The 14,783-nt window shown below is 67.2% G+C and carries 11 protein-coding genes; 5 read left to right on the top strand and 6 right to left on the bottom strand.

The features are described from left to right. The first annotated feature begins 105 nt into the window (after positions 1–105). Positions 106–1,884, top strand: a complete 1,779-nt coding sequence (locus tag ACLMAJ_RS05795) for a 2-isopropylmalate synthase (protein ID WP_412012427.1) — start codon at positions 106–108, stop codon at positions 1,882–1,884. A gap of 138 nt (positions 1,885–2,022) precedes the next feature. Here the strand turns inward: ACLMAJ_RS05795 and ACLMAJ_RS05790 are convergent, their stop codons facing one another. Then, on the bottom strand, positions 2,023–2,856 hold the full coding sequence (locus tag ACLMAJ_RS05790; protein ID WP_412012426.1) for a helix-turn-helix domain-containing protein: 834 nt from the start codon (positions 2,854–2,856) through the stop codon (positions 2,023–2,025). 50 nt (positions 2,857–2,906) lie between these two features. On the opposite strand from ACLMAJ_RS05790, the gene ACLMAJ_RS05785 reads away from it, so the two are divergent. Continuing rightward, a complete protein-coding gene (locus ACLMAJ_RS05785) occupies positions 2,907–3,326 on the top strand; it encodes a DUF2000 family protein (protein WP_412012425.1) in 420 nt (139 codons plus the stop codon). A 206-nt stretch (positions 3,327–3,532) separates the two neighbouring features. Further along, positions 3,533–5,827: an ATP-binding protein gene (locus tag ACLMAJ_RS05780; RefSeq protein ID WP_412012424.1), complete on the top strand. Its 2,295-nt coding sequence runs from the start codon at positions 3,533–3,535 to the stop codon at positions 5,825–5,827. Positions 5,828–5,837: 10 nt separating this feature from the next. Here the strand turns inward: ACLMAJ_RS05780 and ACLMAJ_RS05775 are convergent, their stop codons facing one another. The 4 genes from ACLMAJ_RS05775 to ACLMAJ_RS05760 all read right to left on the bottom strand — a co-directional run bounded on the left by ACLMAJ_RS05775 (position 5,838) and on the right by ACLMAJ_RS05760 (position 10,102). After that, positions 5,838–6,359, bottom strand: coding sequence for a DinB family protein (locus ACLMAJ_RS05775; RefSeq protein WP_412012423.1), 522 nt, complete (start codon positions 6,357–6,359; stop codon positions 5,838–5,840). A gap of 125 nt (positions 6,360–6,484) precedes the next feature. Further along, a complete protein-coding gene (locus tag ACLMAJ_RS05770) occupies positions 6,485–7,336 on the bottom strand; it encodes an alpha/beta fold hydrolase (RefSeq protein ID WP_412012422.1) in 852 nt (283 codons plus the stop codon). Next, entirely contained in the window at positions 7,336–8,502 is a 1,167-nt protein-coding gene (gene hsaA, locus ACLMAJ_RS05765; RefSeq protein WP_412012421.1) for a 3-hydroxy-9,10-secoandrosta-1,3,5(10)-triene-9,17-dione monooxygenase oxygenase subunit, read from the bottom strand. Before hsaA ends, ACLMAJ_RS05770 begins: the two co-directional genes overlap by 1 nt. A gap of 118 nt (positions 8,503–8,620) precedes the next feature. Next, positions 8,621–10,102 (bottom strand): FAD-dependent oxidoreductase, encoded by a 1,482-nt coding sequence (locus tag ACLMAJ_RS05760; RefSeq protein ID WP_412012522.1) that lies wholly within the window; start codon positions 10,100–10,102, stop codon positions 8,621–8,623. Positions 10,103–10,268: 166 nt separating this feature from the next. Between ACLMAJ_RS05760 and ACLMAJ_RS05755 the strand changes: the two genes are divergently transcribed. Further along, positions 10,269–12,722, top strand: coding sequence for a PEP-utilizing enzyme (locus tag ACLMAJ_RS05755; protein ID WP_412012420.1), 2,454 nt, complete (start codon positions 10,269–10,271; stop codon positions 12,720–12,722). Between the two features lie 41 nt (positions 12,723–12,763). Here ACLMAJ_RS05755 and xylB read toward each other — a convergent pair whose 3' ends face one another. Next, the gene (gene xylB / locus ACLMAJ_RS05750) at positions 12,764–14,176 is read right to left on the bottom strand and encodes a xylulokinase (protein WP_412012419.1); all 1,413 of its coding nucleotides are present in this window, start codon (positions 14,174–14,176) and stop codon (positions 12,764–12,766) included. A 104-nt stretch (positions 14,177–14,280) separates the two neighbouring features. Between xylB and ACLMAJ_RS05745 the strand changes: the two genes are divergently transcribed. Next, complete coding sequence (locus tag ACLMAJ_RS05745) at positions 14,281–14,781, top strand: hypothetical protein (protein WP_412012418.1); 501 nt, start codon at positions 14,281–14,283, stop codon at positions 14,779–14,781. The last annotated feature ends 2 nt before the right edge of the window (positions 14,782–14,783 follow it).

Genomic DNA, 14,783 nt, shown 5'->3' with positions numbered 1-14,783 from the left:
AGCCGCCACGGCGGGGCCTGAACGACCGGCCCCCCGCCGTGGGGCTTTGTCGTCGCCGGTCACCGTTGTGAGTGACGGCCGATGGCCAGGAAGCAGATCCGAAAGATGAATACCCGCGTTTTCCCCACCATCGCGACGCCCGCCGGTGCCGTGCCGACCACCGCCCCTGCCTGGAATCGGCAACGGCATTCCCAGATGCCATCGCAGCGCTATCGCGATGTCTACAACCGCGTGGATGTGCCGCTCACGCAACGTAATTGGCCGAACTCACGAACCATCCAGGCACCGTTGTGGGTGCCTGTCGATCTGCGCGACGGCAACCAGGCACTGGCCGAGCCGATGAATCCGGCACGCAAACGCCGCTTCTTCGAACTGATGGTCGCGATGGGCTACAAGGAGATCGAGGTCGGCTATCCGTCCGCGTCGCAGACCGATTTCGACTTCGTTCGGTTGATCGCCGACACCGATATCGCGCCGGAAGACGTCGCGATCGTCGTATTCACACCGGCCAGGCGCGATCTCATCGAACGCACCGTCGAATCGGTCCGCGGAATCCGCAACGACGTGGTCATCCACATGTACACCGCTACCGCGCCCACCTGGCGAGATACCGTGCTGGGCAAGGGGCGTGGCGAACTGCGCGAGCTGATCCTGTCGGGCGGGCGCGATGTGCTCGACTTCGTCGGCGGTATGCCGAATGTTCGCTTCGAGTTCTCGCCCGAGGTGTTCAACCTGACCGAACCCGACTTCGTTCTCGATATTTGCGACCACATGACCGAGCTCTGGGATGCCACCGAGCAGCGGCCGGTGATCCTGAATCTGCCTGCGACAGTGGAGGTCGCGACACCCAACGTATACGCGGACCAGATCGAGTACATGCACGAGAACCTGGCTCGGCGCGAGGGTGTCATCCTGTCGGTGCACCCGCACAATGATCGAGGAACCGGAATCGCCTGCGCCGAACTGGCCGTGCTGGCGGGCGCGCAACGGGTAGAGGGCTGCGTGTTCGGCAACGGCGAACGCACAGGCAATGTCGACATCGCCACGCTGGCGCTGAATCTGCATGCCCAGGGCGTGGATCCGATGATCGACTTCTCCGATATCGACGAGATCCGCCGCACCGTCGAGTACTGCACCCGCATGCCCATCCACGAACGGCATCCTTACGTGGGCGATCTCGTGCACACCGCGTTCTCCGGCACCCATCAGGACGCGATCAAGAAGGGCATGGCCGAGCATCGCGCCCGCGCGAGCGCCGCGGGCATTCCCGAACGCGAACTCGATTGGCAGGTCCCATATCTGCCGATCGATCCCGCCGACATCGGCCGCAGCTACGACGCCGTGATCCGGGTCAATTCTCAATCGGGCAAGGGCGGCATCGCCTACCTGCTGCACACCGAATACGGCATGGACCTGCCCCGTCGCCTGCAAATAGATTTCGCCCGCCATGTACAGGCACACACCGACGAGACCGGCCTGGAAACCACCGCGACCGAACTCCACGACCTGTTCGAGTCAACCTACCTCGATGCCACGGACTCGAGCCCGGTCGCCCTGAAGGACTGGCGAACCGGCGACGGCTCCGATGCGCACACCGAAATCACCCTCACCGCCGCCGACGCCACCCATCGAACCGAACACCGCGGCGTCGGCCCCATAGAAGCTCTCACCGACGCACTGGCCCGCATCGGCCACCGAATCGAGGTGCTCGACCTGACCCAGCAGTCGATCGGCGCAGGCAACGACGGCACCGCGATCACCTACCTCGAATACCGCGCCGACGGCCGAACCGAATGGACCTGTGGCCGAAGTCATTCCGTACTCGAGGCGTCTTTCGCCGCCATCCTCCGCGCCGCGAACACCATCGACCGCCAGGTTCAGTAGTCGCGCCCCGTCTCAACCCGCTGGGCTTCTTGCGAGGCTCAGCGGGGCAACGGGTTGGGAGATCGGTTATTGCGGGGCAGAGGTGCGCCGCTGGTGTAGCGATGGCCGGTGCCGCCCCTTGGCTTGCTCACGGATAGCTCATGAATCCAGGCTCGTCGTCCGCGCGGGGCCGTCAGCGCTGCTCGCATACTGCCCGGGCGTCGTGCCCAGAATGCGTTTGAAGTGTCGGATCAGGTGCGGCTGGTCATGAAAACCGGTGGCAGCGGCCACGTCTCGCGCAGACATGCCGCCCAGCAGCATCGGGCGGGCGAGATCGACACGGCGGGAGATCAGATACTGGTGTGGTGGCATCCCGAACTCGCGGCCGAACGCGCGAATGAGGTGGGTGGGATCAGCGTGCAATATGACCGCGGCCTCGGTGAGGGAAATGCCTTCGGTGGTTCGGGCATCGAGCAGCCCCCGCAGGCGGTGAGCCAACCTCGGATCGGCGCGCCGAGACGGCGGATCGGTGCCGCGCAGCAGGTCGCGGAGCCGGTCGTGGATGAGAGCGAGGCGACTGGCGGCCTCCAGTTCCTCGCCGAGGGAGGTCAGTGTCGCGTGCAGTCGGCGGACGCGGCTGTGCAGCAGTGGGTCGCTGAAGGTGGGGGTGTCGACGGCGTAGCCGATCATCGTCTCGGGGAGGTGGTCATGGTCGAGGTACAGCACACGCTTGCGGAACCCGTGCGCGGTCGCGGCCTGGCCGTTGTGCGGAACATGCGGCGGAAGCAGCGAGACCACCGAGCCGAGGACTCCGTGTTCGTGCCTGTCGAGGTCGTAGCGGACTGCTCCATCGTCGACGATCAGTAGCGTCCAGAAGTCGTGGGCGTGCATCGGGTAGACGTGCTCGATGAAACGCGCGTGAAAAACTTCGGCAATGCCCGGCACTCGCGGCTGCCAGGCCCTGACCTGCTCGACTGTGCCGTCGGCAACCATGCCAGGATCGTACAAGCCTCGGCGGGTCCGATGGCGGCACAGTCATCTGCATGGAGAACGTGCGATTCGACACCAAGATCGCGGTACTGCTGCGCGCGGACCTACAGACCTGGCAGCGGCTGAATGTGACGGCATTTCTGGTCAGCGGTCTCGGCACCGCGCAACCGGAGGTGATCGGGGACCCCTACGAGGACGCGGACGCGACGATCTACCTCCCGATGTTCCGGCAGCCGCTGCTCGTCTTCGAGGGCAGCAAGGAGGTGCTGCGCGGCGTGCACGGCAAGGCACTGGCTCGGGGGCTGCGGACGGCGGTGTTCACTTCCGATCTGTTCACCACCGGAAACGATCGGGACAACCGGGCCGCGGTGCGGGCTGTCGGCACCGACAGCCTGGACCTCGTCGGCGTCGCGGTGTACGGACCGCGCAACGTCGTGGACAAGGTACTCAAAGGTGCCCGTATGCATCCGTGAACCGAGCGCCACCTTCGCCCGGCGTTCGGTTCGCTGTGACGTTGCTCGACTCGCGCCGCTCGATGCGCGGAGTCGGCATGCTGCTGACGTCGGCTGGGTGCGGGATGGCCGCGAGATGTGCTGGGCCGTCGCGAGTATGCGACATATTTAGCAAAATGCCCTATATCGGGTGCGGTCGTGCGAAGGTATCCAGCGTGGTGCGGCACGTGTCAGGGAACCTTCCCGCTGAGGTGACGAGCTTCGTCGGTCGTGGTGCCGAGGTTGCCGCGGCCAGGAAGCTGCTGGCCAGTACGCGGCTGCTCACGTTGACCGGGCCGGGTGGGGTGGGCAAGACGCGGCTGAGTCGGCGGGTCGGGGAGGTGGTGGGCCGCGCGTTTCCGGATGGGGTGTGGCTGGTCGAAGTGGCGCACGTCAATGACGGCGAACTGGTGGCGTTGAGTGTGGCGCAGGCGCTGGGGTTGAGTGATGACACGAGTGTGCCGCTGGCTGGATTGACGGAGTTTCTTGCGGATAAGACCCTGCTGCTGATTCTCGACAACTGTGAGCACCTCATCGACGCGTGCGCGGAACTGGTCGACCGGTTGATTCCGGCCACGGCGGAGGTGCGGATTCTCGCGACGAGCAGAGAACCGCTCGGCGTCTCCGGGGAACAGGTCATGCCAGTGGCGCCGCTGCCGGTGCCGGAACTGGACGAAGGCTCCGATGCGCCGGTCGACGCCCTCTCCGTCGACAGCGAGGCATTGCGGCTACTGATCGAGAGGGCGGCCGCGGCGAACCCGGACTTTCAGCTGACCGACGCCAATCGCGGTGCGCTCGTGGCCATCTGCCGACGGCTCGACGGGATCCCGCTCGCCTTGGAGCTGGCCGCGCTGCGGTTGCGGATGTTCACGCCGGATCAGGTGCTCGCACGGCTCGACGATGCGATGCGACTACTCACCACCGGGCTGCGGACCGCCCCGCAGCGGCAGCAGACCTTGGAAGCCGCGATTCGGTGGAGCTACGACCTATGCACGCCCGAGGAACAGCGGCTGTGGGAGCAGTTGTCGGTGTTCGCGGGCGGTTTCGATCTGGAAGCCGCCGAATCGGTCTGTCTGGTCGACCCACCGGACGCGCTGCTCGACGCGCTCACCGGGTTGGTGGAGAAGTCGGTGCTCGGCCACCGGCACGACAGCGACGGCACCGGCCGGTACACCATGCTCGAACCGCTGCGGCAGTTCGCGCTGGCCCGGCTCATAGCGCACGGTCACGAGCGCATGGTCCGTATCAGGCACTGCGACTACTACTATCGTGTCGCTCGACGCGGGCGTACCGATTACTGGGGCAGCCAGGATGTCACCTGGTTCCGGGACGTTACTCGCGAACACGCCAATATGCGTGCGGCACTGCAATTCTCGTTGGCCGACCCTGACCTTGCCTACCGCGGGCTGGAAATCGCCACCGAGCTGCGACCGTTCTGGGAGCACTACCGGTTCCTGCTCGAGGGCTACCGCTGGCTACGCGATGCGCTGGTGAAGGACCTACGCCACACCAGAGACCGGGCCAGGGCGTTGGCTGCGGCTTCGGTGATCGCGGCCATGCTCTCGGACACCGCGGCGGCGACGCGGTACGTCGAGGAATGCGTCGAGATCGCCACCGAATTGAACGCGGTCGAGGTGCTGGTGGAGGCGACCCTGCTTTCCGCGCTACTAGCCTTCACCGACGCCGACCCGCGCCGGGCTCTCGACATCGCCGAATCGGCCGCGGACCAGGCGCGCACCTGCGCGCATCACGGTGCGGAGATGGAAAGCCTCGCATTCGCATATGTGTGCGCGCTGGTGCTCGAAGACGAGCGCGCTGGGGCCATCGCGGAGCGCTTTCTCGCCGAGACCGCCGAATACGGCTCGCACCTGTTGGGTGGCCTCGGGTACTGGGCGGTCGGGACCGATCAGTGGCGTAAAGGCAACCAGGGCAAGGCGATCGGCGACCTACGGAGGGCGGTGGAAATGTTCCGGCTCTTCGATCGATGCGTGTGGACCGCGTCGGGCTTCGATGGGTTGGCGTGGGTGGCTGCCGCCGAAGGCGATCGGGTCCGTGCGGCGCGGCTGATGGGTGCCGCCTCGACCGTGCGGCACGGCAGTACGCAGCGCCTTGCGCACGCTATGACCGAGGCGGTGGGAGACAAGGTCCAGTCGCAGGTGCGTGCCGCGATGGGGGACAAGGACTTCCGCGCCGCCTTCGACGCGGGCGCGGCCCTTGGACTCGACGACGCCGTCGACTACGCGTTGGGCACGGAATCGAAACCGGACGCCGCGCCGGTGAAAGCCGTCGTCGCCGACGTGCTCACCCGCCGCGAGCGGGATGTGGCCAGGTTGATCGCCGCCGGTCGCAGCAACAAAGCCATCGCGAGCGAGCTGGTCATCTCGATCCGCACCGCCGAGAGCCACGTCGACCACATTCTCACCAAGCTCGGGTTCACCTCCCGAACGCAGATCGTGGGCTGGGTCGTCGAGAACCTGAGCTGAATCGGCGCGATCAGTCGCCGGTGACGCCGTCGATGCGTTCGCGCAGGAAGTCGGCGTGGCCGTTGTGGCGGGCGTATTCCTCGATCATGTGCACATAGACCCAGCGTAAGCCGTACTCGACCGGGCGGCGTGAATGGGTGAACGTGTAGTCGAGTGCCAGTGCGGCGACCGCCTTGTCGGCCAGTTCGATTTCTTGCCGATAGGCGGCAAAATCGGTGGCGGCGTCCGCGCTCGCGATGTCGTCGAAGTCGCCGTCGGGGTTGTCGGTGCTGCAATAGACATAATCCAGCGCTTCGCCGCCCGCGCCCGCGCGGAACCACCCGCGTTCCACCTCGGTCATATGCCGGACCAAGCCGAGTAACGACAGCGTCGACGGCGCGACACAGCGCTGTTTGAGCTGCTCGGGATTGAGGCCCGCGCACTTGACCAGCAGCGTCTGCCGGTGGAAATCGAGCCACGCCTGCAGCATCGGACGCTCGTCGGCGATGAGAGGTGTCTTGCTTCGGTCGATATCAGGAGCGGTCCACGTCACCGGCCGACTGTAACCCGAAACCCTCTGACGCAGCTCCCGAATAAACGCCATGTGCCGCGTTGCCGATGGTGTTCACCCCGGCACGGCGGCATTCGGTATGGGCGGTGTCCTCGCTGGTGGAGGCGCTACAGCCCCGTGGAGAGGAAGTCGATGACCGCGCGCTCGAAAGCGTCCTTGCGCTCGATCTGCACCCAATGCCCACACCGGCCGAACAGGCGCAGGTCCGCGTTGGGGAGTTGTCGTGACGGCAGCAGTGCACCCTCGACGGGAGTGACCCTGTCATCGCGGCCCCACAGCATCAACACCTCGTGCCGCAGATTCCGCAGCCGCGCCCACAGCGGAAGCGGTTCGGCGAGAGTGGGATTCGCGAAGGTGATGTAGGCGTCCCGGATGGCCGCGATCGCGGCGGGATCCGAGGCCGCGGCGAGCCGGTCGTCGACCAGTTGCTCGGTGAGCACCGCCTCGTCGAACACCATGGTCCGCAGCCAGCTCACCACCCGCTCACGGGTGGGATCGGCGGTGAAGTCGAGCAGGCGCCGAATCCCTTCGGACGGTTCGGGTCCCAGCACATTGATTCCGACACCACCAGGGGCCATGAGGACAACGCGCTCGACCCGATCGGGGTGCTCGAGCGCGACCAGCGTAGCCACCGCACCGCCCATGGAGTTACCGAGCAGATGCACCTTCGGCAACTCCAGCCGATCCAGCAGCCCGATCACCGCGTCGGCGGAAATGCGCAGGTAGTTGCGTTCGTAGACCTCTGGCCGCTCGCTGGCACCGAAGCCCGGTTGGTCCAGGATCAGACAGCGGAAGTGCTCGGCGAGCACCGGCAGGTTGCCGCCGAAGTTCGCCCAACCGGAGACGCCGGGCCCAGAGCCGTGCAACAGCAGTAGCGGCGGGCCCGAACCCGCCTCGTGATAGCGAAGTTTCAGCCCGTCGACGGTGGCATGGTGACTGGTGGCCTCGGCGGTCGGCATCACACCATCCGATCTTCGACCGGCAGCCCGAACTCGCCACGGCCGAACATCGCCAACGCGCGCTCCACATCGTTGATCACGTGCACGCTGCCCGCATGCGCGTCACGCCAATGCCGTTCGATCGTATTGGGTTTGCGAATCGAGTGGCCGCCGGAATTGTCGAAAAGCAGCTCGATCGCCGCGATCGCGCGTTCGGTGCCGCGCACCTGGTCGCGCCGCGTGCGCAGGCGTACTTCGTCCGGAATCTCCTCGCCTGCTTCGGCATAACGCAACTGCTCGGAGATGTTGCGTTCCATCTGCAGGATCGCGGCATCGATCTCGGAGGCGGCACGGGCGACCCTGACATGCGCGAAACCGTCCTCGGCGACCTTCTGACCGCCATAGGACAGCCGCACCCGCTCGCGCATCATCTCGATATGCGCCGCGTAGGCGCCCTGTGCGGCGCCGATGATCGGTGCGGTGATCGTATTGGAGAACACGCCCGCGAAGGGAATCTTGTAGAGCGCGGCGGGATTGGCCTCCTGACCCGGTCCGCGCAGCTGGGACTGTTCGGTGGCGCTGTAGGCGCGATGGTGCGGTATGAACGCCTTCTCGATAACAATGTCATTGCTGCCGGTGCCGGACAGGCCGACCACGTGCCAGGTGTCGTCGATCGTGTAGTCGGCGCGCGGCACGAGAATCGTCAAATAGTCACGGGGATTACCGTTTTCGTCCGGAGCCAGGGCGCCGAGGAAAGCCCATCGGGCATGGTCGCATCCGGAGGAGAAGCTCCACCGGCCGGTGAGTTCGTAACCGCCCGTAACGGGGGTCAGCCGGCCGGTGGGCGCGTACGACGACGAGATGAGGGTGTCGGAATCGGTGCCCCACACCTCCTGCTGCGCCTGCAACGGAAACAGCGCGAGCTGCCACGGATGCACGCCGAGCACCGAGGAGACCCACCCGGTGGACGGGCACGCCGAGGCGATCGCGCGAATGACCTCGTAGAACTCGACAGGGGAGACCTCATCGCCGCCGAATCGGGACGGCTGCAACATCCGGAACACCCCGGCCTCGGTCAGCTCCCTGACGCTCGCAACGGGAACCCGCCGCTGCGCGTCGGTGTCCGCGGCTCGTTCCCGGATCGCCGGGAGCAGATCCCGGACCCGATCGAGCACCTTGTTGGTCATGGCGGGTGTCCTCCTGTGGTTCTGGGCTGCGGCGCGAATGGCGCTTGCTGTGACGCTATGCGCGTGCGACCCCGTGCACGGGCGAGAGTCTCGGTGATCGGAATCGTGCCGCACTGGGTCAGGTGTTTCGGGCTGCGGCGGTTCCGGCCTTGCGGCCGAAGAAGGTGCCGTCCCCGAGGGAGGTGCCGCTGATGTAGCCCTCGCCGTGCAGGCCGGAGCTCGCCCGGCCGGCGGCGAATAGCCCTGGGATGGGTGCGCCGTCGAGATCGAGCACGTGCCCGTCGAGTGCGGTGTGCAGCCCGCCGAGGGTGAAGACCGAGGCGCCGGTGCCTCGGCGGTCGCCTGATTCCGCCGGCGGGCGGATTCCGGCTTTGACATTGATCGCGGCCAGCGGTGCGGTCAGTGGTCGCAACCAACGCGCCGACTTGTGGAAGTCGACATCAGCCCCGCGCGAGGCGGATTCGTTGTAGCGCTCGATCTGCGCGGCCAGCGCGCCGGGCGCCATCCCGAGCAGTTCGTCCAGCTCGGCCGCCGATTCCGCGACGTGTGTCGGCCGTACACCCCACCGTTCCCGCTCGGGCACCTGCTCATAGCCCCGCTCGTCGAGCACCACCCACACGTTCATGTCCTGTCGGAACAGGGCCGCCTGACCGATACGGCCCGGATAGGTGTCCTCGTTGATGAACCGTCGGCCGTGCTCGTTGACGATCATGCCGCGGGCCGCGAAAGCGGGAATGAGCGAGATGCCGACCTGTCCGGTCGCCATGTGCCGCACCGCCGCGCCAACGGCCTGCGCCAGCAGGATGCCGCTGCCGTCGTCGGTGCCCGCACTGACCTTGGTATGCCCGAGCAAGCGGGGCGCGTGCGCGGCAAGCAGGTCATCGTTGTCGACGAAACCGCCGGTGGTCAGTACACATCCGCGCCGAGCCCGGATGGTGAGCTCCTTGCCGTAGCGGCGAGCGACAACGCCGACGACGCAACCATCCACGCCGACAATCAGGTTGGTCACGTAGGTGTCATATTGTGCTGTCGCACCGACAGATTGGGCGGCCGAAGCCAGGATGTCCATCAGTAGGCGGCCACCGAAGTCGTTGGCGGTCGGCCGATGTCCGCGCGGGGCAGGGGTGGCGATCTCGGTGAACGGCCAACTGTTCTCGCCGAGCCACATCAGCCCGTCGTCGGTGGGCGGCACCCAGGCGGGGGAATCCCACAGGCTCGGTTTGAAAGGCACGCCGCGATCGACCAGCCAGTGGAAGTGCGCGACGCTCTGCTCGCTGTAGTGCACGATCTTCCGCTCGTCGGCACCGGGCCCGAGTGCGGCAAGCAGGAATGCCGCCATCTGCTCCGGGCTGTCATCGAATCCGCAGGCCTGCTGGATCGGGGTGCCGCCGCCGAGGTAGATCTCGCCGCCGGACATGGCCGACGCCCCACCCGGCCCGCCCGCCCGGTCGAGCACGAGCACCTCCGCGCCCGCGCGAGCCGCCTCGAACGCGGCTGCCGCACCGGCACAGCCGTACCCGACGACCAGCACGTCGGTCTCGATGTCGTATTGGCTCACCTCGACGGCGGCGCGCGGCGCCACCGAATTCCGGACCGTCATGGGCTCGACTTTCCAGTCGGTGGGGTCCGCGAGGGAATCGACCATCTCGGTAGCCGACCCGATCCGCCCGGTCAGTGAGACTGAATCCGGTTGTCCGACGGCGCACTGGTGATGGTGTGTGAACGGCGTCACGTGTGCTCCCGACGCCGACGAAGAGAGGATATCGATGCGGGTCCTGGTCACCGGAATCACCGAGCCGAGCGGCCGCGCGGTGGCGCGCATGCTGTTGGCCGCCGGGCACGAAGTGGTCGGCCTCGACCGCCGGTGGCATCGCCACGTCGATCCGCGGGTCCGGTTCACTGCGGGTGATCCCGCGAATGCCGGTGCCTGCGCCCGAGTCGTCGACGGTTGTGCGAGCGTCGTGCACCTGTCCGGTCGCGGGGTTGCCGAGGTCGCCGCCGCCGCGCGCAATGTTGGTGCGCGCATGGTGGTTCCGGTGATAGCGGGCGCGCGTTCGGGAGGACTGCCGGAGGGCGACGTAGCGACGATCTTGCGCGCTTCCGTAGCCGGTGGCCTGCTGGTGCGTACCGCACCTGTCGCAGGCCGTCGCATCGGCAACGAGACCAGAAGGGCGCTCGAGCCGATTCTGAGGTCGCGCTCCGACGACGGATTCCAGTTGCTGCACAGCGATGACCTGGACCGCTTCCTGGCTGTCGTGGCCACCACTGTGCCGACTCGAGAACCGCTCGACGGTCTGGACATCGTCGAGCTCGCTGCCTCCGGTGTCGTCACCAAGGACGAGGTGCGCCGGATGATGCGTGAAGCGAGCGTGCGCTATTCCGCGTGGGTGCCGGGCCGGTCGAGCCGCCGCGAGTTACTGGATCCGACTCTCGCGCAGGAGCTGTGGGACTTTCGCTGCGGCTGGACCGCCCGCGAGGTCGTCGCCGATCTGGTGCGTGGACTGATCGGCCGCAAGCCCGACGGTGACGGTTTCCGCACCCGACGCGGCGCGATTCCCTTGCCTGCCCACGTTATTCCCTCGCGCGCCGCCACCTCGGACAACCATCGGCTGGCCGATGTCGCGCCGGAAGGTTTGGAGGGCGAGTTCGACGATCGGGTCGACGAACGCTACCCGGTACATACCGCGACCAACACCTCCGAAGCGCTGCCGGGACCGATGACTCCGCTGACCATCGACCTGCACGCGGGTGCGATCCGCCTCGCCAACGAGGCGATGGGCACCATGATCGCGCTCGACGGAATCGCGTTGGAGCACTGGACGAGTCGAGTCACTACCGTCCTGGGCCACCACGTCTACATCAATGCCTCGATCGGCGTGCTCGCCGCCGAGAACATGCCGGGCTGGGACGAGGAGAGCATCCGCCGCGACGCCTACGGCAACATTCCGGCGGAGATCGCATTGCAGCCGCATGGCAAGCCGGCGATGCCCACCGGATTCGCGAGTATCGTCGCGACCTGGCGAGCGACCTCCCGGGTGCTGACGACTGCGACCCGGTTCCGCAAGTCCGCGGAACTGATCAATGCGGCCTCGCACGTGGAAGCGTTGAGCCCCGGTAAGATTCGCGAACTGAGCGACGAACAACTGCACGTGCGCGCCCTACTGTGGCGCGACCGGCTATATCAAGCCTGGCAGGTCGCCTCGATCGGGGTGATGATGACCGGTGCCGCCACCGCCGTGCACGCCCGAGGCAAGGACGCGGGCGAGGTGCCGATTGATCTGAACCGCCTGGAGTCGGCGAAGCCTATGCTCGCGGTCGAACGGCTGGCGCAACTGTGCCGTGCCGATGCCGACCTCCACGAGGCGGCGCGGGCAGGGGATGTTGCTGCGGCACGGGCGAAATCGCCTGTTTTCGCGGCCGCGCTCGATGAGGAGCTGGTGAAGATCGGGCACCGCGGACCCGGCGAATGCGAGCTGATCAATCCGACCTTCGGTGATCGGCCCGCCCTGCTGGTGAGTGCCGCCGCCCGCGCCGCGCAACTGTCCGCGCCCATGCGCGCGCCCGCCGATTCGTCACCGAGCCGCACCGCCAAGATGGCGGCGGGCGCCACCGTCGCGCGCGAACGCGCCCGCGACGGCGTCGTTCGAATCACCCACTGCCTGCGGCTCACGGTGCGCGAACGCGCCGACCGTCTGGTCCGTGCGGGAGGACTGCGCGAGATCGACGACGCCTGCTATCTGACGCTGGACGAAATCTTCAGCCCCCCGGCCGATGTCGCTGCCAAGGTCGCCCGTCGCCGCGCCGAGCGGACCAGACTGCAAGCCCTGCGCATGCCGGATGTCATCGCCGGACACTGGGAACCGGCCGCCGACGCCGGTGCGCTCGGTACCGACGAGAGCCTGACCGGCATCGGTGTGTGCGCGGGTGTGGTGGAGGGCCGGGTGAAGCTGGTGCTCTCACTCGACGACGACATCGAACCCGGCGACATCCTGGTCGCGTCGGTGACCGACACCGGCCACACCGCGATGTTCGCCTACGCCGGCGCGGTGATCACCGATATCGGCGGCTCGGCCTCGCATGCCGCGATCGTGGCCCGCGAATTCGGCATCCCCTGCGTGGTGGACACCAAGACCGCCACCACCAGCCTGTCCGACGGCCAACTTGTTCGTGTCGACGGTGCCGCGGGCACCGTCACGCTGCTCGAGGCCGCCACACAGTAGGTGCGTCGGTCCTACAGCGGAGCAGCGCGTATCGCACCGTGTCAGCGACCGTAAACGGACTCCCGGGCACGTTGATATTCCGCCCGAATTCCGGCTCCGGCGGCGCTGCCGTCGCCGGGTGCGGGAACCTCGGCGATCGTGTGCGCGGGCCAGTGTGGGGCCTGCGCAGCTCCGCTCAGTGCCCAGGCCGCCTGGCGGGCGGCGCCGATGGCGACGTACTCGTTCGGTTCGGGAACCGTGACGGCGACGCCGAAGATCTGGGCGGCGATTTCGGCGACGAGCGCGGAGCGCGCGGCGCCGCCGATGAGCAGGATGCGCCGGACCGGGACGCCGCGGCTGCGTAGGTGATCGAGCGCCTCGGCCATATTGCAGAGCATGCCTTCGAAGGCTGCTCGGGCAATGGTGCTCGGTCGCATGGAATCCGGTCGCAGCCCGTGCAGGCTGCCGGTCGCGTTTGGGAGGTTCGGGGTGCGTTCGCCGGAAAGATAGGGCAGCAGCACGACCCCGTCCGATCCCGGGGGACACTGTCGCGCAAGCCTTTCCAGCTCGGGGAGCTCGACTCCGAGCAGTTCGGCGGTGGAACCGAGGACGCGGGCGGCGTTGAGCGTGCATACCAACGGCAGGAAAGATCCGGTGGCGTCCGCGAATCCGGCCACCGCGCCGGTGGCATCGGCGCTTGGGTGCGATGTCCGGGTGAAGACGGTACCGCTGGTGCCGAGGGAGATGACGATATCGCCGTCCTCGATACCCAATCCGAGTGCGGCGCCCGCATTGTCGCCGGTACCCGCCGCGATCAGCGCGCCAGCGGCCGTCCGACCGACGACTTCGGACGGCTCGGCGACGCGGGGCAGCTCCGGTGTCCGGCCGCGGCAGGCAAGGGCGAGAAGGTCGGTGCGATAGCGTTTCGCGGCCGGTGACCAGTAGCCGGTGCCGGAGGCATCCCCTCGGTCGGTGCTCGGTTCGATGTCCCGCGCGGTCGGACCGCCACGCAGCCGCCAGGTCAGATAGTCGTGCGGGAGCATGATGCGGCGCGTCCGGTCCGCCAGATCGGGTTCGTGATCGGCCATCCAGCGCAGTTTCGCCACGGTGAACGCGGCGACAGGTACGCTGCCGACCGCGTCGGCCCATGCTTGCGGACCACCCAGTTCGGCGACCAGGTCCTCGGCAGCGCCCGCGGACCGGGTGTCGTTCCACAGCAGCGCATCGCGCACCGGCAGCCCGTCGGCATCCAGCGCGACAAGACCGTGCTGCTGACCGGCGACGGCGATGGCGTCGACATCATCGATCAAGCCGTCTCCCGCCGCGCGCAGAGCCTGCCACCACGATTCGGCAGGCACCTCGGTGCCCGCCTGATGCGGGACTTGCGCCTGCGCCAATATCTTGCCGGTGTCCGCATCGCAGACGACGACTTTGCATGATTGAGTGGAGCTGTCCACTCCTGCGACTCTGGCCATCAGCAACACTCTGCCCCGATCGGCCGGCGCCCGGTGGATTTCGGGCATCCGGTTTCGCCGTCCGGTCCAGTCGCGGCCACCGGGCATGAGGCAGACTGTCGCGGGTGAGCGACGATCCGGACCCACACGCCGACGTGCACGTCCGCACCGTCGACGGGACCACGGTGCCGCACCTGACGGACCCGCTACTCGACGACCTGCTCAGCGCGCTGCCCGATCCGGAATGCCCATTCATCGTCGTCAGCCGCGGCGACCACGACTACATCCAGACGCGGTTGCTGCCCGACGGCGTCTATGAACTCGAGCATCGCGCGGGCTCTCCGGATGAGTATTTCCAGATGTACACCCCCGACGCCAGCCTCGTTCGCGATGTCATGTGGGCCTGGATCGACAGCAACCGCTGGTGGCGTGAGGGCGTCGCGTGGTTCCCCGTCGACCCGGCGATCGCGGAACTGGAGACCACGCGCCGCGAGCTGGAAAGCCTGCTCGACGGCTTCACCGTCATGGACGATATCCAATCCACGATGGATGACGCGATGGCGCGAGCGGACGAGCTGCTGGCGATGGATATCCCCGATCTGTCGATCGACATCGACGACATCTGAGA

It is taken from the genome of Nocardia arseniciresistens, from assembly GCF_046764875.1.
Taxonomy (GTDB): Bacteria; Actinomycetota; Actinomycetes; order Mycobacteriales; family Mycobacteriaceae; genus Nocardia; species Nocardia arseniciresistens.
The sequence above is the reverse complement of the archived record's forward strand: the minus strand, read 5'-3'. Positions and strand labels throughout refer to the sequence as shown.

Coding starts and splice junctions, on each gene's coding strand:
- ACLMAJ_RS05795 (WP_412012427.1), top strand. CDS start 106: ATGAATACCCGCGTTTTCCCCACCATCGCGACGCCCGCCGGTGCCGTG.
- ACLMAJ_RS05790 (WP_412012426.1), bottom strand. CDS start 2,856: ATGGTTGCCGACGGCACAGTCGAGCAGGTCAGGGCCTGGCAGCCGCGA.
- ACLMAJ_RS05785 (WP_412012425.1), top strand. CDS start 2,907: ATGGAGAACGTGCGATTCGACACCAAGATCGCGGTACTGCTGCGCGCG.
- ACLMAJ_RS05770 (WP_412012422.1), bottom strand. CDS start 7,336: ATGCCGACCGCCGAGGCCACCAGTCACCATGCCACCGTCGACGGGCTG.
- hsaA (WP_412012421.1), bottom strand. CDS start 8,502: ATGACCAACAAGGTGCTCGATCGGGTCCGGGATCTGCTCCCGGCGATC.
- ACLMAJ_RS05760 (WP_412012522.1), bottom strand. CDS start 10,102: ATGACGGTCCGGAATTCGGTGGCGCCGCGCGCCGCCGTCGAGGTGAGC.
- ACLMAJ_RS05755 (WP_412012420.1), top strand. CDS start 10,269: ATGCGGGTCCTGGTCACCGGAATCACCGAGCCGAGCGGCCGCGCGGTG.
- xylB (WP_412012419.1), bottom strand. CDS start 14,176: ATGGCCAGAGTCGCAGGAGTGGACAGCTCCACTCAATCATGCAAAGTC.